We start from the raw sequence: 20,962 nt of genomic DNA on the forward strand, positions 1-20,962 counted from the left end.
GGGCACCCGGCGCCCTGACCCCGGCCGTCCCGGTGGGCGAGGATGGGGTCATGGCCCCCGACGTCGCACCGACGGTCGCCGAACTGCGTCGCCGGGCCGACGAGCTGGTCGTGCTCAACGACCTGGCTCGTCGGCTCGCCGCGTTGCACGACACCCGGGACGTGCTCGACGAGGTGGCGCGGCAGGCCCGGCGGCTGCTCGGCGTGGACGTCGCCTACATCATGCTGCTGCGCGGCGACCTGCTGCGGATCGAGGTCGTGGACGGCGCCATGGGCTCGGCGATGCGCGGCATCGAGCTCGAGCGGGGCCAGGGCCTCGGTGGGCAGGTCCTGGCGACGGGGCGCCCGCTGTGGAGCGTGAGCTACCTCCAGGACGACCGGTTCCCGCACACCGACGGCGTCGACTCGGCGGCGACCAGCGAGCAGCTGGGCGGCATCCTCGGCGTCCCCCTCGTCGTCGGGGACCACACGCTCGGCGTCCTGCTCGCCGCCGAGCGCCGGGCCCGGGCCTTCGTCGCGCACGACGTCGAGCTCCTCGCCGGGCTCGCCGCGCACGCGGCGCTGGCCCTGCGCACGGCCGACCTCTTCGACCGGGAACGGGCCGCGGCGGCCGAGCTGCGGGCGGTCAACGCCAGGCTCCGGGAGGTGAGCGCCAGCCGGGAGCGCGCCAGCGACCTGCGCGACGTCCTCAACGAGGTCGTGCTCCACGGCGAGGGACTCCCGGCGGTCGTGGCGGCGCTGCGCCGGTCGGCCGGCCTGGTCGTGGAGATCCGCGACCACGACGGCCGGACCCTGGCGGGTGGACCGTCCCCCGAGGGCGGGCTCGTCGTACCGGTCGAGCTGCCGGGGGGACACGGCGGCGACCTGGTCGCGGCGCCGACCACGGTGCCCGAGGAGGAGGCCGTGCGCCTGCTCCGGATCGGGGCCACCACGGTGGCGGTCCTGCTGGCGTCGGAGCGCTCCGTCGCCGAGGCCGAGCTGCGCACCCGCGGCGAGTTCGTGCACGCCCTGCTCTCCTCCGGGGCCGACGAGGCCAGCCTGCTGCGCCGGGCCCGCGCCAACGGCATCGACCTGCACGCGGTGTCCACCGTGGCCGTGGTGGACGCCGAGCCGGTCGGTGCCGCCGCGGCCGGGACGTTCGCCGCCCGGCTCGCCGCCGAGCTGCGCGGGTGGTCCGCCGCCCACGCCGGGCAGGTCGTGGTGCTGCTGCCCGTCCCCGTCGAGCAGGCACGCGCTGCCGTGGCGCGGCTGTCGGCCGCCGACGTCGCGACACCGACCACGGGGCTGGCTACCGGCGCGGGCGGTCCCGCGGGCATCCGGGCGAGCCACGAGGAGGCCCGGCAGACCGCGGCCCTGCTGATCGCGCTGGACCGGGCAGGCTCCTGCGCCGCGGCCGACGACCTGGGGCTGTACCGGTCGCTGTTCAGCCGCTCCGGTCGCGCCGACCTCACGGCGTTCGTCCGCGCCACGGTCGGTCCCCTCCTCGACCACGACCGCGACCGGCAGCGCGACCTGGCGGTGACGCTGGAGACCTACCTCGAGCTGGCCCGCCACCACGCGCGGACCTGCGAGGCGCTGCACATCCACGCCAACACGCTGTACCAGCGGCTCGACCGGATCACCGAGGTGCTCGGGCCGCGGTGGAAGGAGCCGGGGCGGGCCCTGGAGCTGCAGGTGGCGCTGCGCCTGCACCGGCTGATCGCCGAACGGGCCGACTGACTCCTCCACCCGCACCGCTGGACCACGGAGGACTTCTCCATCCCCTGCCGGCCCGGACCCGGTTAGCGTCCGGACCCATGACGACCCTCCGCCCGACCCGCCCGCGCGCATCGTGAAGCTGGCGACGCAGGTCCACGGCGCGGGTCCGCGCCAGGTGGCCCTGGTCCACGGGCTCGGTGCCGACGGCGCGACGTGGCGCGGGCTCACCGAGCGCCTCGTCGCCGCGGGCGGGGTGGCCGTCACCACGGTCGACCTCCGCGGGCACGGGGACAGCGACCGGGCCGAGGACTACTCCGTCCGCGCGTTCGCCGACGACCTCGTCGAGAGCCTGCCGGTCGGGCTGGACGTCGTCGTCGGGCACTCCCTGGGCGGCTCGGTGCTCGAGCGCGCGGTCGCGCGGCTGGCCCCGGCATCCGCGGTCTACCTCGACCCCGGCTTCCGGCTCGGGCTGCCGACCGCGGGCCTCGCCGGGCGGCTGTTCTGGGGCACCGCCCCGGTCAGCCTGGCGGTGGCCGCGCTGGCCCAGAAGTGGCGCAGCCGGGGCCGTCCCGCCCTGTCCCCCGCCGACGCGGTGCTCCGCGACGCGGCGACCGCGCGCTTCGACCGAGGCATGGCCCTCCGCGTCTTCCGCGACGTCGCCCACGCCCCGGCGCCGGTCGCCCCGCCCGCCGTCCCCTCGACGATCGTGCTGTCCGACGACTCCCGCGCCGTGCTCCCGGACGCGACGGCGGCGCGCCTGGAGGCACTCGGCTGGGACGTCGCGCGGGTGACCGGGGTCGGGCACGACTTCTGGCTGCAGGACGCCGACCGCACCTGGGCGGCGGTGCGCGAGGTGCTGCTGGGCGAGCGGGCCGACTGAGGGGTCGGTACCGCAGAGCGACGTCGTAGCGGAAGGACCTCGACGTCCTCGACCATGCGTGAGCAGTGGACCCTCCTCGTCGCACCCGAGGGTGACGCCCGGCGGGGCGCCCAGGGGTGGTGGGCCGCGGTGGAGCGGCCCTATGCCTGGAGCATGGCTGGGCTGGCGGCGTCCGACGGTGAGGTCATCACGCGTCCGGTGCGTGACGACCGCGCCGCTCTGCTCGAAGCGATGCGCCGCACCGGATCCGAGGCGCTGGCCGGACGGATGGTCGGCACCCTGTCCGGCGGCGGACGCCAGCGCGTGCTGGTGGCCTGCGCCCTGGCCAGGACGCGCCCACCTGCCGCTGGACGAGCCCACCGACCACCTCGGGGCCCGCGCCCAGCTCGAGCTCGGGGAGCTGCTGGGCGCCCTTCCCCAGACCAGGGTCGCGGTGCTCCACGACCTCGATCACGCCCTGGCCCACAGCGACCAGGTGGCGATGGTGGACAGCGGCATCCTGGCGGCCACCGGCCCACCCGGGGCGCCGCAGCTGCCCACCGCAGGCACGTCGCGGCCCACGGGAGGCCGCGACGGTCAGGAACCGGCGACCACAGCCAGGTCGTGTGCGATGGCGCTGGAGCCGTCCGCGGCGTTGAAGGCGACGTGGGCCTGACCGTCGTCGCCGTACAGCAGCACCAGCGACGAGTGCTGCTGGCCCTCCTCCTCAGCGAGCGGCACCCCCGCCTCCAGCTGTGCCGCGTCGATCTCGGACTGGGTGCCGGTGAGACCGACGAACGGGGCGGCCGCCCCGGAGCTGAACCGTCCGAGGTACTCACCCAGGACCGCCGGGGTGTCGCGCGCGGGGTCGGTGGTCACGAAGACGACCTGCACCTGCTCGGCGACCGCCGGGTCCACGGTCTGCAGGGCGATCGCGACGTCGGCCATCGTGGTGGGGCACACGTCGGGGCAGTTCGTGTAGCCGAAGAACAACAACGTCGGCGCATCCCCGGTGCGGGCCGCGAAGTCGTACGCGGCACCGGACTGGTCGGTCAACGTGAAGGTCGGCTTCTGGAACGGGGTGGCGAGGTTGAGGCCCTCGTAGGGGTTGTCGGGTGCCGAGAGGGTGGCCGGCGCCGGTGGCATGGACATCCCGGCCATGCCGCCGCCGTCGGCGGTGGCGCCCGTGTCCGGGGAGCTGGCCGGGGTACCGCAGCCGGCCAACAGCAGGGAGGCGCTGAGCAGGGCGGCCCCCAGCAGGGTGCGGCTCCGGTGGGTGCTGCGCATCGGTCTGTGCCTCGTTCTGTGGTGAGGGAGGTGTGTGGGGTGTTCAGTCGTAGCTGTGCCCCTCCGGGCCGCGGGGCACGCGTCGGGGGTCCCGGCCAGGCGCCCCCCGGCGGGCTACGTCGGGGAGAGCCCGCCCAGACGGCCCGGAGGACCCATCCTCACGTCTGCACCTGGTGCTCCCGACGCAGGGGGACGGGGGCCTCCGTGGTGCGGAGGACCCACCGGGGTGCACGCGAGCGCTGCTCCGGCCACCGGGCTCGGGCGACGGCCGCGGACCGCACCGAAGCGCGTGGACGCCCGTGCCACGCCAGCGCTGCCACCAGCAGGGTCCCGGCCAGCAGGAGCAGGTGCCCGGCGGCACGACCAGTACCCACCTGGCTGGCCAGGAGGTCCCGCACGGTGACGAAGGTGAGCACCGAGGTGAAGAACCCGAGCAGCGGCAAGGCGCCTGCCGCCAGCCTGGGCAGGCCCGCGACGACGACGAAGGCGAAGGCGAGCGCGGCATTCCAGGCGCCGCTCTCGTGGGCGACGTGCATCGGGGCCGACATGGTGCCCGCCCCCCCGAGGAGCGCCGGGAGGCTCAGCGCCGTCTGCCCAGCCCCGACGGCCAGGAGGGCCAGGCGCAGCGTGGTCGACGCCCACGACCTGGACCGACCTGCGCGGCCCGCCATCTCGGGCAGCCGGGTCAGGACCGCCATCGTGAGGTCCGGGACCGGTACGGCGGGAGCCATCCGGACCCGGCGGGTCGCCTCGACGGCGGCATCGGACCATCCCTGGCAAGCCAGGCAACCGCTCAGGTGCTCCTCGACCCAACGGTGGGGGAGGTCACCGGCCTCGCCGTCCATCCGGGCCGACAGCGATTCACGGAACGACGAGCAGTCCATGGTTCAGTAGTCGTCGCAGGGGGCGGCTGAGTTCCGCCGCTCACCGACTTCGACGGGATGGACGTGGACCAGCTCGAGGTGTGGGCGGCGCGGGCCGCGGGGGGTGACGTCGCGGCCACCGCCGCGCTCGTGCGCGCCACGCAGACCGACGTGTGGCGGTTGTGCTCGCGGCTGGTGGACAGGCAAGCGGCCGACGACCTCACCCAGGAGACGTACCTGCGGGCCATCCCTGCGTTGGCCGGGTTCCAGGGCCGGTCGAGTCTGCGCACCTGGTTGCTGTCGATCGCCCGCCGGGTGTGCGCCGACCACCTGCGCTACAAGCAGCGGCGCAGGCTCGTGTTCGTCGGGGGTGGCCAGGAGGTGGAGTCCCTGCTGGGCGAGCACCCCGCCGTCACCGACGAGGTCGGCGGCACGGTGGCCGCCCGTGATGCCCTGGATCGGCTGGAGCCGCAACGGCGGGAAGCCTTCGTGCTCACCCAACTGCTGGGGCTTCCCTACAGCGAGGCAGCCGAGGTCATCGGCTGCCCCGTCGGCACCATCCGTTCGCGGGTCGCCCGGGCCCGGGCCGACCTCGTGGCCGCCATGGTCAGCCACGCCGAGCCCCGCCGCCGAGCCTGATGCCCGGAGGGCACGGACCGGTGGGCACAGGTCTCGTCGCCGGGCACCGAGGCCGAGCTGTCGGCAGACTCGCCCGAGATAACGATGAGGTCACGGCTGGGGGGTCTCGGAACCCCTGGTCCGGCTCGGGCGACTGAGGGAGCGAGCCCGCACCAGCGGGCTCGCGAGTTCCGCCCGCCGTGGTGCTCGGGAAGCCGGTGTGATGCCGGCGCGGCCCTCGCCACTGTGATCAGGTGGTCTCGCTCCTCGCCTTCGCCCACTCGTGGGGCCGAGGCAGCCACTGGACCCGCACGTCGGCGGTCCGGGAAGGCGGGGTGAGACCGACACCTGTCAGCCAGGAGACCGGCCACGGCATCGGGAGTCATCCACGAGGTGCTGGCGGAGACATCTGATGACGCTGCGTGCTGTCCTGTCCACGAAGGTCCGGCCCGTGACCGCCCTGTCCATCGCCGCACTGGCGTTGAGCGCCTGCGCGACCACCGGCGGCGGAGGTGACGCCGCCGCGGACCCCGAGGCCCCGGCCACGTTGACGATCGCGACCAGCTTCGCCATCGACGACCTCGACCCGCTGGAGAACGCCTTCTGGGGCCCGGAGTTCGGCTACGTCGAGTTGCTGATGCGCCCGACCCGCGAGGGCACCCCGGAGCCATGGGTGCTGTCGGACCTGCAGAGCACCGATGACACCACCTGGACGCTGACGCTCAACGAGGGCGTGGCGTTCACCGACGGCGCCGGCTTCGACGCCCGGGCCCTGGCCGATCTGCTGACCTGGACGGCGGAGAACGTCGACAGCTTCGCCAGCGCCTCGGCGCTCGCCTCGGCGGAGGTGACGGGGCAGGACGAGGTCACGGTGACCACCTCGCGGCCGGTGCCGACCCTGGCCAGCGTGTTCGCCGACGAGTCGATGGTGCCGGTGTTCGACGTCGCCGGCTACGAGGACCACCTGGCCGCCGGCGACGCCCCCTCGGCGCTGGTGGACGCCGACCTGTACACCGGGCCCTACGCGGTGCAGAGCCTGGACGACCAGGCCGCCGAGCTGGTCCCGGTGGCGGGCTACTGGGGTGGCACCCCGGCGCTGAGTGCGCTGACGGTGAAGTTCGTGCCCGAGGCCAGCTCGCGGGTGCAGGCGGTGCAGACCGGGGAGGCCGACCTCGCGCTGTACATGCCGACCGCGATCGAGCAGACCCTGGAGGGCCGCGACGATGCGGTCTGGGTGACCGGGGAGCCCACCGGCTCGACCTTCTCGTTGAGCTTCAACACCCGCTCCCCCGGCTGGGACGACCCCGCCGTCCGCACCGCCGCGCTGCTGGCGGTGGACTACCGGGCCCTGGTCGAGGATGTACTGGACGGACTGGCCGACACCGCGACCAGCGTCTTCGCCCCGTCCCTGCCCTACGCCGTGGACACCCAGGAGACCGCCCTCGCCGCCGCCGCCGACCAGCTCGAGGCCGCAGGCTGGACCGCCGGCGCCGGCGCCGGCGCCGACGGCACCCGCACCAGGGACGGCGTCCCGCTGACCCTGCGGCTGCTGAGCTACCCGCAGCAGCCGGACTCGACCACCCTGGCCGAGGCCCTGCAGGTGCAGCTGGGCGAGGTCGGGATCGACGTGCAGGTCAGCCAGGTCGACGACGTCACCGCCGCCCGCGAGGGCAGCGACTGGGACGCCGCGATCGTCGGGGACTCCCTGGTCTCCTTCGGTGGCAGCCCGGTCGAGGGACTCACCGACGGGCTGGTCACCGGGGGCAGCGAGAACTACGGCGGGGTCTCCGACGCCACCCTGGACGACCTGGTCGCCCGGCTGTCGGTCAGCTTCGACGACGCCGAGCGCACCGACCTGCTCGAGCGCATCCAGACCGTCATCCACGACCAGGGCTACTTCGCGGCCACCGTGTTGCGACTGCCCGCGGTGGTCAGCAACCAGGCGTGGTCGGGGTACGAGACCCCGATCAGCAACCTGTGGGTGACCGCGGACACCGCACCCGCCGCGGCGTGACCCGCGCCGCCCTGCGGCGGCTGGGTCAGGCCCTGGGGACGGCGGCCGGCGGTGCGATCCTCACCTTCGCACTGCTGGTCGCCGCCCCCGGCGACCCCGCCCGCCGGGTGCTGTCCGCCCGCGGCGTGCAGGACCCCACGCCGACGGCCGTGGCCCAGGTCCGCGCCGAGCTGGGCGTGGACCAGCCCCTGCCGCTGCGGTTCTGGGACTGGCTCACCGACCTCACCCGGGGCGACCTCGGGGTGAGCTGGCGGACCGGGCGGCCGGTGACCACCGAGCTGGTCGACCGGCTGCCCGCGACGGCGATCCTCGCGGTCTCGGCCCTCGGGCTCGCCGTCGTGCTGTCCCTGGCGCTGGGGTTGCTGGCCGCGGCCCGCCCCGGCGGCTGGCCCGACCACGTCGCCCGGGTGCTGTCCACCGCGGTGCTGGTGGTGCCGGGGTTCCTGCTCGGCGTCGTCGTCCTGGATGTGCTGGTCGTCCGGGCAGGGCTGGGTCGGGTCATCGCCGACGGCACCTGGAGCACGGCCTTCCTGCCGGCGCTGGTGCTGTCGCTGGGGGCAGCAGCCAGCTGGTCCCGGGTATTGCGTGCGGGTCTGCTGGAGGCACGCGGCGCCGCGCACCTGCGGGTCAGCCGGGCCCGGGGTGCCGGCCCCGCCCGCCGCCTCGTCGTCCACGAACTGCCCAACGCGCTGCCGCCGTACCTGACCCTGATCGGGCTGGGCAGTGCCGCGCTGCTGGGCGGGGCGCCGATCGTGGAGACGGTGTTCACCTGGCCCGGGGTCGGCCGGTACACCGTGGAGGCGATCACCGGCCGGGACATGCCGGTGGTCACCGGCTTCACCCTGCTCGCCGTCCTGCTCTACGTGGTGGTCAGCCTGGCGCTGGACCTGCTGGCGGCCGCGCTGGACCCCCGACTGCGCGCGAGGGTGGCGGCATGAGCGTGCTGCCCGCGATGCTCCGGCCCACCCCAGCGGGCTCACCCCAGCCGGTCGCGGTCATCGGGGTCTGGCCGCGGCTGCTGGCCCGGTGGGACGCCCGGATCGGGCTGGGACTGCTCGCTGCCCTGGTGCTCGTCGCCGTGCTGGGCCCGCTGCTCACCGTGGATCCGAACGTGCCCGACTACACCGACAAGGTCGCCCCACCCGGTGGCGGTCATCTGCTGGGCACCGACGGCGCCGGCCGGGACCTGCTGGCCCGCACCGTCGCCGGCACCCGCACCTCGCTGGGCGCCGCGTTGCTCGTCGCCGCCCTGAGCGCGCTGATCGGCCTGTTCGTCGGGGTGGTCGCCGGCGTGCTCGGCGGCTGGGTGGACGCCGTCCTGTCCCGGCTGACCGACGTGCTGCTGGGCCTGCCCGGCCTGGTGCTCACCCTCGCGGTGGTGGGGCTGCTGGGTCCTGGGTTCGGCAACCTGGTGCTGGCGATGACGCTGGCCGGCTGGGCCGGGCTGGCCCGCCTGGCCCGGGTGCACGCCCGCACCGCACTGACCCGGCCGGACGTCCTGGCCGCCCGGATGGCCGGGGTCGGGGAGCTGCGGATCGCGGTGGGCCACGTGCTCCCCGCAGCCGCCGCGCAGGTGCTGGTCCTGGCCACCCTGGGTGTCGGCGAGGTCGTGCTGGCCCTGGCCGGGCTGTCGTTCCTGGGGCTGGGCGCGCAGCCACCGACCGCCGAGTGGGGTGTGATGCTGGCCGCGGCGCGGGACACCCTGGCCTTCGCGCCGTGGCAGCTGATCGGCCCCGGCCTCGGACTGGTCGCCACCGTGCTGGCGGCCACCCTGCCGTCCGAGGCGCTGCGCGACGTCACCGACCCGGGGACCCGCGCGTGAACGCCCTGGAGGTCCGCGGCCTGACCGTCACCTACCCCGATGGCTACCGCTGCCTGGTCGGCGTCGACCTGGTGGTTCCCGAGGGCGGCCGGGTCGGCCTGGTCGGTACCTCCGGGTGCGGCAAGACCACCCTGGTGCGGGCCGTCCTGGGCCTGTTGCCGCGCGGCACCCACGTCGCCGGCTCGATCCGGGTCGGCGGCGCCGAGGTGCTCGGGCGACCCGAGCGGGAGCTGCGGGCATTGCGGGGCACCGCGGTGGGCTACGTCGCCCAGGACCCGTTCGCCGCCTGCGACCCGCTGCGCCGGGTGTCCTCCCACGTCGCCGAGGCCTGGCTCGCCCACGGCCGACGCCCACCCGAGGGCGCAGTCACCGCGCGTCTGGCCGACGTCGGGATCACCGACGTCGTCCGGCGGGCCGCCCAGCACCCCCATCAGTGGTCCGGCGGCATGCTGCAGCGCGCCACGACCGTGGCCGCCGCGGCGCACCGGCCGCCGTTGACCCTGGCCGACGAGCCCACCAGCGCCCTGGACGCCGAGCTCGCCGACGACGTGCTGGACCTGGTCGCCGACGCCGGCCGAGCGCTGCTGCTGGTCAGCCACGACCTGGCCCTCGTCGCCCGGCACACCGACTCCCTGGTCGTGCTGGACGGTGGCCGGGTGGTCGAGGACGGCCCCTCGGCCCAGCTTCTCACCGCACCCCGGCACCCGGTCACCGCTGCGTTGGTGGCCGCATCCACCCCACCGCCGCGCACCGTGGCGGCCCCGACGGTCGGCGCGCCGCAGGTGGTGCTCAGCGGAGTGACCCGGTCCTACGCCGGCCATCCCGCCGTGCACGGGGTCGACCTGCAGGTGCGGGCCGGAGAGGTGCTGGGCGTCGTCGGCCGGTCGGGGTCGGGCAAGTCCACCCTGCTCCGCGTGGCCGCCGGCCTGGAACGTCCGGACGCCGGCCGGGTGCAGCTCGGCGGGGAGGACGCCTGGACGTCGGGCCGGGCGACGCTCCCACGCCGCGGTTGGGCCATGCCGGTCTTCCAGGACCCGGTGGCTTCCCTGGATCGCCGGTGGCCGCTGTGGCGCACGATCACCGAGCCGCTGCCCGGCCGCTCCAGCCGCGCCGTCCGACGGCGGCGGGCGGCCGCGGAGTTGGCCAGGGTGGGCCTGGCCGGGGTCGACGTCGACCGGTTGCCCGGGACCCTGTCGGTCGGGCAGTGCCAGCGGGTGGCCGTCGTCCGGGCGCTGGTCGCCGGACCGGCACTGCTGGTGGCCGACGAGCCCACCGCCAGCCTGGACGTCGACAGCGCCGCCGTGGTCGCCAGCCTGCTGCGTGCCGCCGCCGACGAGGGCTGCGCGGTGCTGGTGGTCAGCCACGACCGGCCCCGGCTGGCCTCCTACGCCGACCGGATCGTGACGATGTGGGACGGAGAACTCACATGACCGACTTGCTCGCCGTCACCCTGGCACGGGTACCCGCCGCCCACCACGGACCACTCGTCCCAGGCCCCGACGACCTCCGGGTGCTGGCCACGCTGTGGTGGTGCTCGGTGTCCGACCGGTACGTCGTGGCCGCCGCGGCGTCGCTGCTCGCGACAAGCCGGGCACTGTCCCCGCGGGTGGACGACGTCACCCTGCACCGGCTCCCCGACAGCCGCGTCACCGGCGGCACGTCGGGGGTCGAGCTGATCGGCGAGGACCCGGTGACCGCCCTGGGTGCCGCGATCCGGGTCACCTCGAGCGACGTCCTGCCGCGGGTCGCCGAGGCCGGCCAGATGCGGGAGAGGCCGCTGTGGGCCATCGCCACCGACGCCCTGGGCAACCGGTTCCTGTGGGCCGGTCGAGCCGTGGGCCTGGACGCCTCGCCCACCGCGACCGCGGTCGCCGCCGCAGTCGGTGTTCCCCTGGCCCCGAACTGGGCACCAGCAGATTCACCCGCCGCGCCTCGTGCTGCCTGCTCCCCGAGGCCCCGGGCCGGTCCGCGTGTGGCTCGTGCCCGGGCCGAACCCCCGCCGACCGCCACCGGCGGTTCCAGGTAGCCGCCTGGGACCGGGGCGCGACCGGGCGACGCCGGATGCGGACCGGCGTCCGCCTCGGCCGGCGAGTCCGCTACGCCGAAGCCGAGTGCGACCGGCTGCTGCCGATGCTCGGCGCCCACGTCGAGGTCCACCTACCCGACGGTGACCGCGACGCCCAACAGCTACAGCCACCTGTGGCCCGACGCGGACGACCGCACACGAGCCGCCACGGAGAGCCTGATGGCGGCCTCGCTGGACTCCCCTGCGGACCATCTGCGGACCAGATGACTGGCGCAAGCCCCTGAGCTGCAGGTCCACCGCGATTCAGACGTTGAAGCGGAACTCCACGACGTCGCCGTCCTGCATCACGTACTCCTTGCCCTCGATGCGCACCTGGCCCTTGGTCTTGGCCGCGGCCATCGACCCGGCGGCCACCAGGTCGTCGAAGGACACGACCTCGGCCTTGATGAACCCGCGCTGGAAGTCGGTGTGGATGACCCCGGCGGCCTGCGGCGCGGTGGCCCCGACCGGGATCGTCCACGCCCGGGACTCCTTGGGGCCGGCGGTCAGGTAGGTCTGCAGGCCCAGGGTGGCGAAGCCGACCCGGGCGAGCTGGTGCAGGCCCGGCTCGTCCTGGCCGACGGCGGCCAACAGCTCGGCGGCCTCCTCGTCGGGCAGCTCGGCCAGCTCGGCCTCGGTCTGCGCGTCCAGCACGATCGCCTCGGCCGGGGCCACCAGGGCACGCAGCTCGGCGAGCAGCTCGTCGTTGGACAGCTCGTCGCTGTCCACGTTGAACACGTAGAGGAACGGCTTGGTGGTCATCAGGCCCAGCTCGCGCAGCGGCTCGCTGTCCACCCCGGCGCTGAAGAGCGTCTGCCCGCCGTCCAGGACCTGCTGCGCGGCGACCGCGGCGTCGTACAAGGCCTTGCGGTCCTTGTCCTTGCGCATCTCCTTCTCCAGCCGCGGGACGGCCTTCTCCAGGGTCTGCAGGTCCGCGAGCAGGAGCTCGGTGTTGATGGTCTCGATGTCGTCCTTGGGCGAGACCTTGCCGTCGACGTGCACCACGTCGGGGTCGGCGAAGACCCGGATGACCTGGCAGATCGCGTCGGACTCACGGATGTTGGCCAGGAACTTGTTGCCCAGCCCCTGGCCCTCGCTCGCGCCCCGCACGATGCCGGCGATGTCGACGAAGGACACCGTCGCCGGGATCTGCTTGGTGCTGCCGAACACCTCGGCGAGCTTCGCGATCCGCTCGTCGGGGACGCCGACCACGCCGACGTTGGGCTCGATCGTCGCGAACGGGTAGTTCGCCGCGAGCACGTCGTTCTTGGTCAGGGCGTTGAAGAGCGTCGACTTGCCGACGTTGGGCAGACCGACGATCCCGATGGAGAGAGCCACGTCGGACCAGGGTACGGGGCCCCGGCGGGGTCAGCCGACGGCGACCGCACCGCGGCGCAGGGCGGTCGCCCGGTTCTCCGCCGCCCGCTGCCACGCCCCGAGCCACAGCGGGACGGTGTGCTCGGTGAGGTGCTGGTCGAGGACCGTCCGGTGGGCCGCCGCCGCCTGCTCGCGGCGCCATTCGGGGTCCTGCACCGCCTTGGTGATCGCCTTGGCCCAGTCCCGGGGCGCCTTGGCCCGCCAGCCCAGGCCCAGCCGCTCGTACTCCGCCGTCGCCGACCGCACCGCGTACACGCCGCGGGCGGAGTACTCGAGCACCTTGAGCCAGCTCTTCGCGCTGGTGAACCGGTCGTCGCGCATCGGCGCGATGCCGATGTCGAAGAGCTCGCCCAGCGCCTGGACGTAGCTGTCGACATCCGTCAACCACGCGACCTCCCGCGGGTCCGCGGACAGCCCGAGCGCCTGCTGGAGGTCGAGCTTGTTCCCCAGCACCGAGAAGCGGCTGCGCCCGGCGGTGGCCACCAACGCCTGCTCGAGGCCGGAACCCATCACCTGCAGGTCGTCGGCCTGGCCCAGCACGTTGCCCGTCCACACGACCTCGGCCAGGCCGCCCGACCGCTCGTAGGCCGGCGGGAGCTCGGCCAGGCGCCGGGGAACAGCGTTGGGGACGACCGCGCCACGACCGTGCCGCGCGTACTCCTGCAGCAGCGCCGGCGTCGACACGGTCACCAGGTCGGCCTCCCGCGCGCAGTCCGCCGCGCGCCGGGCCATCCCGTTGCCCGCCACGCCGAAGCCCGGGTGGCCGAACGGGATGCCGGAGAGGAGCTCGTCGATCTCGACCACGACCGCCACCCCGCGCGCCTGCAGCATCCGCATGCACTGCAGCAGCTCGACGGTCTTGGGCAGCTGGAGCACCACCACGTCGGCGCCCTGGTCGTCGACGTCGAGCACGACCGGGTCGGCACCGGAGCTCATGGTCGTGGCCAGGCCCTGCACCACCGTCACCCCGACCCCGACCCCGGCCTCGTTCACCGCGCGCGCCGGCTCCTCCACCCGGTGGTGGTTCAGGCCGGAGTTCTTGTTCTGGCACACGACGACGCGCACGGGGCCCCACCAGGTTCGACAACACGGACACCGGGGTTATCGGCTCGGCCTCCCCACCGGGTGACCACCGTGTCCGATTCCCGCCAGAGCTGGGCCCTGGGCGCTGGCATGCTCGATCCCGTGACCGAGCTGCTAGAGGGACGCGGACTGGACGCCGATCGCTGCTACCGCGCCGTGACCAGCCGGGATGCCCGGTTCGACGGGTGGTTCTTCACCGCCGTCCGCACCACCAGGATCTACTGCCGACCCTCGTGCCCGGCCCGTACCCCGCTGGTCGGCAATGTCGAGTTCCACCCCACCGCGGCCGGTGCGCAGGCCGCCGGGTTCCGGGCCTGCCGGCGCTGCCGACCCGACGCGGTGCCGGGGTCGCCGGAGTGGGACGTCCGGGCCGACGTGGTGGCCAGGGCGATGCGGTTGATCGCCGACGGCGAGGTCGAGCGCAGCGGGGTGGCCGGGCTGGCCGCGGCGCTGGGCTACAGCGAGCGCCAGCTCCACCGCCTGGTCGTCGCCGAGCTCGGGGTGGGGCCACTGGCCCTGGCCCGGGCGCAGCGGGCCCAGACCGCCCGCGTGCTGCTGGAGACCACCGACCTGCCGGTCGCCGACCTCGCCTTCGCCGCCGGGTTCGCCAGCATCCGGCAGTTCAACGACACCGTGCGGGAGGTCTTCGCCACCACACCCAGCGCCCTGCGCGGGTCCCGCCGCCCGGCCGCCGGCCCGTCCGGGTGGCTCACCCTCCGGCTGGCCGCCCGGGCCCCGTTCTGCGCCGCCGAGGTGCTGCTCTTCCTGGGCGGGCACGCCGTCGCCGGGCTCGAGGAGTGGGACGGCGTGACCTTCTCCCGCGTCCTGGACCTGCCGCACGGGCCCGCCGTCGTCCGGCTGTCCCCCGCCGCGGACGGCGTCTCGGTCACCGCCCGGCTGCGGCTGGCCGAGCTGCGCGACCTCGGCGTCGCCGTCGCCCGCTGCCGGCACCTGCTGGACCTGGACGCCGACCCGCTCGCCGTCGACACCGTCCTGGCCGCAGACCCCGCCCTGGCCGGGCTGGTCCGCGCGGCACCGGGCCGGCGGATGCCCACCCACCCCGACGCGGTCGAGGGCGCCGTGCGCGCCGTGCTGGGTCAGCACGTGTCCCTCGGCGGCGCGCGCACCTTCACCGCTCGGGTGGTGGCCGCGGCCGGGACGCCGCTGCCCGAGCCGGTGGGCACGCTGACCCACGCCTTCCCCCGCCCCGGGGCGCTCGTCGATGCCGACCTCGGCGCCGTGGGGCTCACCGGCAGCCGCCGGCGCACCGTGCACGCCCTGGCCGGCGGGCTCGTCGCCGGGGAGATCGACCTGGGCGCCGGGGCCGACCGCGCCGAGGCCGGGCGCGCCCTGCTGGCCGTCCCGGGGATCGGGCCCTGGACCGTGGCCCTGGTCGGGCTGCGCGGACTCGGCGACCCGGACGTCTGGCTGCCCGGCGACCTGGCGCTGCGCCGGTCCCTGACCGCCCTCGGCAGCTCCGACGCCGACGCGGCCACCCGCTGGCGCCCCTGGCGCTCCTACGCCGTCGCGCACCTGTGGGCGATGTCGGCCCCCGCCCTCTTCACCCGCCACCCGACCCCGGAGGTCCCGTCGTGACCGCACTGCACGCCACCACCAGCACCCCGATCGGGCCGTTCACCGTGCTGGTCGACGACGCCTCCGGCGCGGTCCTCGCCAGCGGGTGGACCGCCGACGTCGACGACCTCGTGCCGGTGGTGCACCGCTCCCTGCGGCCGGCCGCGGTGGCGGCCGCCGACCGGTTGCCCGTCCTGGACGTCGTCGACGCGTTCCACGCCGGGGACGTCGCGGCCATCGACGGCGTCGTCGTCTCCCAGCGCTCGGGGCCGTTCCTGCAGGAGGCGTGGGAGGTGCTGCGGACGGTGCCGGCCGGCCGGCCGGACAGCTACGCCGCCTTCGCCGCGCGCTGCGGCCGCCCGGCGGCGGTCCGCGCCGCGGCGGGTGCCTGTGCCCGCAACGCCGCCGCCCTCTTCGTGCCCTGCCACCGGGTGCTCGCCACCGGCGGCGGGCTGGGCGGCTTCCGCTGGGGGACGCCGGTCAAGCGGTGGCTGCTCGACCACGAGGCCGCCCACGTCGCCCGCGCCGCCTGAGCGATTCTGTCGGACCCCTCCGGCACCCTGCGGGCATGGACGTCACCGCCCTCCTCCTCGGCCTGCTGGTCGGTGCACTGCTGGCCACCGCGGTGACCCTCGGGCTGGTGAGCCTGCTGCGCGGGCGCGCGCCGCAGCCCGACGGACTCGAGCCGGTGCACGAGTCCCTCGACCACCTGCACCGGCTGCTGGCCGGCATCGAGCGCGACCGGGCCACCGCGCACGGCGAGCTGCGGGAGCAGGTGGGCACGGTGGGGCAGACCTCGGCGCAGCTGCGCCAGGAGACCGCTGCGCTGGTCACCGCGCTGCGCACCCCGCACGTCCGCGGCCGGTGGGGCGAGGTCCAGCTGCGCCGGGTGGTCGAGGTCGCCGGGCTGCTCGAGCACTGCGACTTCGTGCAGCAGCCCGCGGCCGTGAACGACCTGGGCGCCGGGGTGCGGCCGGACCTGGTGGTCACCCTGGCCGACGGCAAGCAGGTGGTGGTCGACGCCAAGGTGCCCTTCGCCGGCTGGATCGAGGCGGTGCAGGCCACCGACGAGGCGGTCCGGGTGCAGCGGGTCGCCGACCACGCCCGCCAGCTCCGGACGCACGTCGAGGCGCTGGCCGCCCGCCGCTACCCGACGGCGTTCGACTCCGCCGCGCCGTTCACCGTCCTCTTCGTGCCCTCCGACGGGTTCCTGACCACCGCACTGGAGGCCGAGCCGGGCCTGCTCGAGCACGCCTTCGGCCGGGACGTCGTCATCGCCACGCCCAGCACGCTGCTCGCCCTGCTGCGCACCGTGGCCTACTCCTGGCGCACCGAGCGGCTGGCCCGCGACGCCGCGGCGGTGCTCGAGGTGGGCCGGTTGCTGCACACCCGGCTCGGCACGCTGTCGGGCCACCTCACCCGGCTGGGCTCGGCGCTGGGCTCGGCGGTGGGCCGGTTCAACGACACCGTGGGCAGCTACGAGCGGTCGGTGCTCAGCACCCCCCGCCGGTTCGACGACCTCGGCGTCGCGGCCACGCCGGTGCCGCAGCCGCCGGCCCTGGAGGCCCAGGTCCGGGCGCTGCACCCACCCGTGGAGGACCGGCCCGGCGACGACCTCCGCTACGGCTGAGCGGCTGCATCCCCCGCCACCCGGGGGCACGACGCGCGCGGCACCGGCTGACCTCCAGCTCCCGGACAGGTCCGGCCGTTACCGTGACGCGATCGATCGGCGGCCACACATGGGTGCTGCCGGGAGCGAGGGGGTGCAAGATCGCACCGGTCAGTGCTGTCGAGTCCAGGCGGGAGGACGCTGTGCGAGCCGAGCGCAGCCACCGGGACGACCTCGGTGGCGGGGTCCCCCGTCCTAGGTCCCCACAACCCCGCAGCCGGTCCGCCGAGCGCGGTGGCCACGACGAGTGGTCCTACGAGCAGCCCGACCCCCGGGCACCCCGCAACCCGCGCCCTGCACCGGGCGCCCGCGACGGCCAGCGCGCACCGCGCCGCGCGGCCCCGCCCCAGCGCGGCATCCGGGGCGCCCTCGGCGTGCTGGGGGCCTTCCTGGTCACCCTCGCCGGCGCCGCCGCGGACTCCTACGTCGGCGTCGGGCTCGGCCTGATCACCACGGTCGCCCTCGTCGGCTCGGTCGCCGTCGCCACCCTGCTGGTGCGCCGCCGCGACCTGGCCACCATGGTCGTGGCCCCGCCCCTGGTCTTCGTGGGCGTCGCGGTGGCCAACATCGTGCTGGCGCCCTCGGCGACGTTCTCGCTGCCGACGGTCGCCACCCTGCTCATCCGGGGCTTCCCGGCGATGGCCATCGCCGTCGCCGCGGCGCTGGTGCTGACCGTCGTCCGGCTGGTCGCACGCCGCTGACCGGCCCCCTCCACGCAGCAGGCACCCACCCGGTACGCCGGGTGATGGCCTGCTGCGTCGGCGGGGTCAGTCGGCCGAGGTGTCCACGGCCAGGGCCTGCCGGCGCTGCTTGAGCTCGTGCGGGAGGGCGAAGACCAGCCGCTCCTCGGCCGCCTTGACCGTCTCGACGTCGGGGTAGCCGCGCTCGCCCAGCCAGTCCAGCAGCTCACCGACCAGCACCTCGGGCACCGAGGCGCCGCTGGTGACGCCGACGGTCGAGACGCCCTCCAGCCAGGCCTCGTCGACCTCGGAGGCGTAGTCGACCAGGTAGGACGCACGGGCGCCGGCCTCCAGCGCGACCTCGACCAGGCGGACGGAGTTCGAGGAGTTGGTGGAGCCGACCACCAGCACCAGGTCGCACTCCCCGGCCATCTGCTTCACGGCCTGCTGCCGGTTCTGCGTGGCGTAGCAGATGTCGTCGCTGGGCGGGGCCTGCAGCCCGGGGAAACGGTCCTTCAGGCGGTCCACCGTCTCCAGGGTCTCGTCGACCGACAGCGTGGTCTGGGACAACCAGACGACCTTCTCCGGGTCCCGGACCTGCACGTTGGCGATGTCGTCGGCGCCGTCGACCAGCTGGGTCCGCTCGGGCGCCTCACCCATCGTGCCCTCGACCTCCTCGTGCCCCCGGTGGCCGATCAGCAGGATGTCGAAGTCGTCCTTGGCGAAGCGCTGGGCCTCCTTGTGCACCTTGGTGACCAGCGGGCAGGTCGCGTCGATGGTGCGCAGCTGGCGGGCGGCCGCCTGCTCGTGCACCGCCGGGGACACCCCGTGCGCGCTGAACACGACGACGGCACCCTCGGGCACCTCGTCGGTCTCCTCCACGAAGACCGCTCCCCGACGCTCCAGGGTGGCCACGACGTGCTTGTTGTGGACGATCTGCTTGCGGACGTAGACCGGTGCGCCGTGGATCTCCAGCGCCTTCTCCACCGCGATCACCGCGCGGTCCACCCCGGCGCAGTAGCCACGGGGATCGGCGAGCAGGACACGTCCGCGAGCAGGAGCCATGCCACCACTGTAGGAGCCCCCCGCAGCCCCGCAGCGCGATCCGCCGTGCTCTGGGGCACGCTGGTGGCATGGCCCGTGAGATCCCCGAACCCGTCCGCGCCGTCGCCGGGCTGGCCGCCACCCTCCTCGACGAGGCGCGCAAGCTGCCGACGACCCTGCCCGCCCTGCCCGTCCGGGCGATCGGGCTGGCCATGCAGACGACCCTGAAGCTGCAGCAGGAGTACTCGGGCCTGGTCGCCCGGGGCGACGAGGTCCTCACCGGCCTGCGCGGCGACGCCGAGCCGGGTCTGGCCACCTTCGACGACGAGGACGCCCCCGCCCCGGCCCCGGCCGAGGGCGGCCTGGGCTCGCGCGCCTCGGCCTTCGACCGCGTCCCGGTGGACGCCGAGGACTCCTTCGACACCGACGACGCCTACCCCGCCGACGCCGTCGAGGACGTCGAGGACGAGCCGCAGACCCCCCTGCTGGTGGTCGACGAGGCCGCCGCGGTCGGCGACGACGACCTGACCGACGAGACGTTGGCCGCCGAGGAGCTCGCGGCCACCGCGCTCACCGCCGAGCTGGGCGGTACCGACTTCTCCGACGTCGACGTGGCCGCCCTCCCCGACGACCCGGCCGCCGACGAGATCACCTCCACCGTCGACGAGCTGGCGGTGAACATGAGCGACGACGCCGCCGAGGACGACGCGATGATCGCCGCCTCCGAGAAGGCCATCGAGGCCGTGCACGAGTCCGCCGCCGAGGCGCCGGTCGCCGGCTACGACGGGTTCACCATCGCCCAGCTGCGCGGCCGGCTGCGCGGCTACCAGCCGGTCACCGTCGACGAGCTCCTCGCCTACGAGCAGGCCAACCAGGCCCGCCCGCCCTTCCTGACCCTGCTGCGCAACCGGCAGGAGAAGCTGGCCCGCGAGCGCGGCTGAGCGCTGCACCTCCCGGACGACCCCCAGCCGACGTCCGGCCGCCGCACAGCACGACGTCCCACCCTGGGCCGGTGAGCCTGCCGACACCCGCCTCCGCCCTGCTGCGCGGGACGGCGGCGCTGGTGTCGGCAGCGGTGCTGGTGGGCAGCGGCTACGGGTGGCAGGTCTACCGGGCCCTGGACGCGAGCGTCACCCGGGTCGACGCCCTGCCGGCCGGGCAGGCCCCGGCCGCCGAGGACGCCGCGCAGAACATCCTGCTGGTCGGGGACGACCACCGCCCCGCCGACGCGAGCCCTGAGCTGCTGGCCGAGCTGGGCACCCAGGAGGACGGCGGCAGCACCAACACCGACACGCTGATCGTGCTGCACCTGCCCGCCGGCGGCGGCGCACCGACCGCGGTGTCCATCCCGCGGGACTCCTGGGTGCCGATCGCCGGGCACGACACCGCGAAGATCAACTCGGCGTTCGCCGACGGCGCGGCGGACGGCGGCGACGCGGGCGGGCTGCAGACCCTGGTCGCCACGGTGCAGCAGCTGACCGGGCTGACCGTCGACCACGTCGTGCGGATCTCCCTGCTCGGCTTCTACCAGGTCGCCCAGGCCCTCGGGCCGGTGCAGGTCTGCCTGGACGCACCGGTGGACGACAGCTACTCCGGCCTGCAGCTGCCCGCCGGGGTCTCCACGCTGGACGCCTCCCAGGCCCTGGCCTTCGTGCGGCAGCGGCACGGGCTCCCGCACGGCGACCTGGACCGCGAGGTCCGGCAGCAGTACTTCCTGTCCGCCGAGGCCGCAGCGATCACCTCCAGCGGTCTGCTGCTGTCGCCGTCCCGGCTCGACGGCCTGGTCACGGCGGTGGGCGCGGCGGTGCAGACCGACCCGGGCCTGGACCTGCTGGCGCTGGCCCAGCGGCTTGCGCACACCAGCCCGAGCAGCATCCGGTTCACCACCATCCCGGTCACCGGCACGCCGACCATCCGGGTGCACGGGCACGACGTCTCGATCGTCGCGGTCGACACGCTGGCCATGCCGGCCTTCGTGGACTCGGTGGTCGGGGACCCTCCGGCCTTCACCGCGGCCACCCCGGCCGACCCGACCACGGTCCAGGTCCAGGTGCTCAACGGCACGGGCGCCGCCGGGCGGGCCGGCACCGCCGCGCAGGCGCTGGCCGGCCTGGGCTTCGGCACCGTCACCGGGGACGCCGCCGCGACGACCACGCTCACCGCGATCAGCTACCCGCCCGGCAGCGAGGCCGCCGCCCGTGCGGTGGCCTCGCTGCCGGGCGGGTAGCTGATCGCGGTGAGCGTGGTCGTCGCGGCGGCGTCCCCGGTGACGGTGCCGAAGCCCAGGCCGGCCAGCGCCCGTGCCGTTG

Annotated in this window: 19 protein-coding genes, 1 pseudogene and 1 riboswitch; of the genes and pseudogenes, 14 read left to right on the forward strand and 6 right to left on the reverse strand. The window is 75.2% G+C overall.

Annotated elements, in window-relative coordinates:
- Nucleotides 1-50: 50 nt before the first annotated feature.
- Complete coding sequence (locus LFA75_RS05990) at nt 51-1,718, forward strand: helix-turn-helix domain-containing protein (RefSeq protein WP_225232773.1); 1,668 nt, start codon at nt 51-53, stop codon at nt 1,716-1,718.
- 112 nt (nt 1,719-1,830) lie between these two features.
- A complete protein-coding gene (locus tag LFA75_RS05995) occupies nt 1,831-2,577 on the forward strand; it encodes an alpha/beta fold hydrolase (RefSeq protein WP_225232774.1) in 747 nt (248 codons plus the stop codon).
- A 576-nt stretch (nt 2,578-3,153) separates the two neighbouring features.
- On the opposite strand, the gene LFA75_RS06000 is transcribed toward LFA75_RS05995, so the two are convergent.
- The 3 genes and pseudogenes from LFA75_RS06000 to LFA75_RS06010 form a co-directional block, all read right to left on the reverse strand.
- Nucleotides 3,154-3,843, reverse strand: a complete 690-nt coding sequence (locus LFA75_RS06000; RefSeq protein ID WP_225232775.1) for an SCO family protein — start codon at nt 3,841-3,843, stop codon at nt 3,154-3,156.
- 158 nt (nt 3,844-4,001) lie between these two features.
- The gene (locus LFA75_RS06005) at nt 4,002-4,541 is read right to left on the reverse strand and encodes a hypothetical protein (RefSeq protein ID WP_225236124.1); all 540 of its coding nucleotides are present in this window, start codon (nt 4,539-4,541) and stop codon (nt 4,002-4,004) included.
- Between the two features lie 87 nt (nt 4,542-4,628).
- A pseudogene (locus tag LFA75_RS06010) lies at nt 4,629-4,727 on the reverse strand (zf-HC2 domain-containing protein); the annotation flags it as partial.
- Nucleotides 4,728-4,784: 57 nt separating this feature from the next.
- Here LFA75_RS06010 and LFA75_RS06015 point away from each other — a divergent pair.
- From LFA75_RS06015 to LFA75_RS06040, 6 genes are all read left to right on the forward strand, one after another.
- The gene (locus LFA75_RS06015; RefSeq protein WP_225232776.1) at nt 4,785-5,345 is read left to right on the forward strand and encodes a sigma-70 family RNA polymerase sigma factor; all 561 of its coding nucleotides are present in this window, start codon (nt 4,785-4,787) and stop codon (nt 5,343-5,345) included.
- 163 nt (nt 5,346-5,508) lie between these two features.
- Nucleotides 5,509-5,710: riboswitch (cobalamin riboswitch) on the forward strand.
- 65 nt (nt 5,711-5,775) lie between these two features.
- The gene (locus LFA75_RS06020; RefSeq protein WP_225232777.1) at nt 5,776-7,338 is read left to right on the forward strand and encodes an ABC transporter substrate-binding protein; all 1,563 of its coding nucleotides are present in this window, start codon (nt 5,776-5,778) and stop codon (nt 7,336-7,338) included.
- On the forward strand, nt 7,335-8,276 hold the full coding sequence (locus tag LFA75_RS06025) for an ABC transporter permease (protein ID WP_225232778.1): 942 nt from the start codon (nt 7,335-7,337) through the stop codon (nt 8,274-8,276). The genes LFA75_RS06020 and LFA75_RS06025 overlap by 4 nt, the downstream gene beginning before the upstream one ends.
- Nucleotides 8,273-9,160 (forward strand): ABC transporter permease, encoded by an 888-nt coding sequence (locus tag LFA75_RS06030; RefSeq protein ID WP_225232779.1) that lies wholly within the window; start codon nt 8,273-8,275, stop codon nt 9,158-9,160. Before LFA75_RS06025 ends, LFA75_RS06030 begins: the two co-directional genes overlap by 4 nt.
- Nucleotides 9,157-10,590, forward strand: coding sequence for an ABC transporter ATP-binding protein (locus LFA75_RS06035; RefSeq protein WP_225232780.1), 1,434 nt, complete (start codon nt 9,157-9,159; stop codon nt 10,588-10,590). The genes LFA75_RS06030 and LFA75_RS06035 overlap by 4 nt, the downstream gene beginning before the upstream one ends.
- Nucleotides 10,587-11,186 carry a hypothetical protein gene (locus LFA75_RS06040; protein ID WP_225232781.1) on the forward strand — a complete coding sequence of 200 codons (600 nt, stop codon included), beginning with the start codon at nt 10,587-10,589 and terminating at the stop codon, nt 11,184-11,186. Before LFA75_RS06035 ends, LFA75_RS06040 begins: the two co-directional genes overlap by 4 nt.
- A gap of 303 nt (nt 11,187-11,489) precedes the next feature.
- Here the strand turns inward: LFA75_RS06040 and ychF are convergent, their stop codons facing one another.
- Together ychF and LFA75_RS06050 are read right to left on the reverse strand one after the other, a co-directional pair.
- Nucleotides 11,490-12,563, reverse strand: coding sequence for a redox-regulated ATPase YchF (gene ychF, locus LFA75_RS06045; RefSeq protein WP_225232782.1), 1,074 nt, complete (start codon nt 12,561-12,563; stop codon nt 11,490-11,492).
- Nucleotides 12,564-12,593: 30 nt separating this feature from the next.
- A complete protein-coding gene (locus tag LFA75_RS06050) occupies nt 12,594-13,667 on the reverse strand; it encodes a glycosyltransferase family protein (RefSeq protein WP_225232783.1) in 1,074 nt (357 codons plus the stop codon).
- 120 nt (nt 13,668-13,787) lie between these two features.
- Here LFA75_RS06050 and LFA75_RS06055 point away from each other — a divergent pair, with 120 nt between their 5' ends.
- The 4 genes from LFA75_RS06055 to LFA75_RS06070 all read left to right on the forward strand — a co-directional run bounded on the left by LFA75_RS06055 (nt 13,788) and on the right by LFA75_RS06070 (nt 17,630).
- Nucleotides 13,788-15,281 carry an Ada metal-binding domain-containing protein gene (locus LFA75_RS06055; protein WP_225232784.1) on the forward strand — a complete coding sequence of 498 codons (1,494 nt, stop codon included), beginning with the start codon at nt 13,788-13,790 and terminating at the stop codon, nt 15,279-15,281.
- Nucleotides 15,278-15,793 carry a methylated-DNA--[protein]-cysteine S-methyltransferase gene (locus LFA75_RS06060; protein WP_225232785.1) on the forward strand — a complete coding sequence of 172 codons (516 nt, stop codon included), beginning with the start codon at nt 15,278-15,280 and terminating at the stop codon, nt 15,791-15,793. The genes LFA75_RS06055 and LFA75_RS06060 overlap by 4 nt, the downstream gene beginning before the upstream one ends.
- Nucleotides 15,794-15,828: 35 nt before the next feature.
- A complete protein-coding gene (locus LFA75_RS06065; RefSeq protein ID WP_225232786.1) occupies nt 15,829-16,890 on the forward strand; it encodes a DNA recombination protein RmuC in 1,062 nt (353 codons plus the stop codon).
- 182 nt (nt 16,891-17,072) lie between these two features.
- A complete protein-coding gene (locus LFA75_RS06070) occupies nt 17,073-17,630 on the forward strand; it encodes a DUF6542 domain-containing protein (protein WP_225232787.1) in 558 nt (185 codons plus the stop codon).
- Between the two features lie 66 nt (nt 17,631-17,696).
- Here LFA75_RS06070 and LFA75_RS06075 read toward each other — a convergent pair whose 3' ends face one another.
- Nucleotides 17,697-18,674, reverse strand: a complete 978-nt coding sequence (locus LFA75_RS06075) for a 4-hydroxy-3-methylbut-2-enyl diphosphate reductase (protein ID WP_225232788.1) — start codon at nt 18,672-18,674, stop codon at nt 17,697-17,699.
- A 68-nt stretch (nt 18,675-18,742) separates the two neighbouring features.
- On the opposite strand from LFA75_RS06075, the gene LFA75_RS06080 reads away from it, so the two are divergent.
- Both LFA75_RS06080 and LFA75_RS06085 read left to right on the forward strand, forming a co-directional pair.
- Nucleotides 18,743-19,594, forward strand: a complete 852-nt coding sequence (locus LFA75_RS06080; protein WP_225232789.1) for a lipid droplet-associated protein — start codon at nt 18,743-18,745, stop codon at nt 19,592-19,594.
- 71 nt (nt 19,595-19,665) lie between these two features.
- The gene (locus LFA75_RS06085; protein ID WP_225232790.1) at nt 19,666-20,880 is read left to right on the forward strand and encodes an LCP family protein; all 1,215 of its coding nucleotides are present in this window, start codon (nt 19,666-19,668) and stop codon (nt 20,878-20,880) included.
- Nucleotides 20,881-20,962: the final 82 nt, after the last annotated feature.

This window comes from Klenkia terrae, assembly GCF_900491935.1.
GTDB classification, from domain to species: domain Bacteria; phylum Actinomycetota; class Actinomycetes; order Mycobacteriales; family Geodermatophilaceae; genus Klenkia; species Klenkia terrae.

Excerpts from the sequence above, each read along its gene's own strand:
- LFA75_RS06040 (WP_225232781.1), top strand. The coding sequence starts at position 10,587 with ATGACCGACTTGCTCGCCGTCACCCTGGCACGGGTACCCGCCGCCCAC.
- LFA75_RS05990 (WP_225232773.1), top strand. The coding sequence starts at position 51 with ATGGCCCCCGACGTCGCACCGACGGTCGCCGAACTGCGTCGCCGGGCC.
- LFA75_RS06000 (WP_225232775.1), bottom strand. The coding sequence starts at position 3,843 with ATGCGCAGCACCCACCGGAGCCGCACCCTGCTGGGGGCCGCCCTGCTC.
- LFA75_RS06005 (WP_225236124.1), bottom strand. The coding sequence starts at position 4,541 with ATGGCGGTCCTGACCCGGCTGCCCGAGATGGCGGGCCGCGCAGGTCGG.
- LFA75_RS06075 (WP_225232788.1), bottom strand. The coding sequence starts at position 18,674 with ATGGCTCCTGCTCGCGGACGTGTCCTGCTCGCCGATCCCCGTGGCTAC.
- LFA75_RS06030 (WP_225232779.1), top strand. The coding sequence starts at position 8,273 with ATGAGCGTGCTGCCCGCGATGCTCCGGCCCACCCCAGCGGGCTCACCC.
- LFA75_RS06015 (WP_225232776.1), top strand. The coding sequence starts at position 4,785 with ATGGACGTGGACCAGCTCGAGGTGTGGGCGGCGCGGGCCGCGGGGGGT.
- LFA75_RS06065 (WP_225232786.1), top strand. The coding sequence starts at position 15,829 with ATGGACGTCACCGCCCTCCTCCTCGGCCTGCTGGTCGGTGCACTGCTG.
- LFA75_RS06080 (WP_225232789.1), top strand. The coding sequence starts at position 18,743 with ATGGCCCGTGAGATCCCCGAACCCGTCCGCGCCGTCGCCGGGCTGGCC.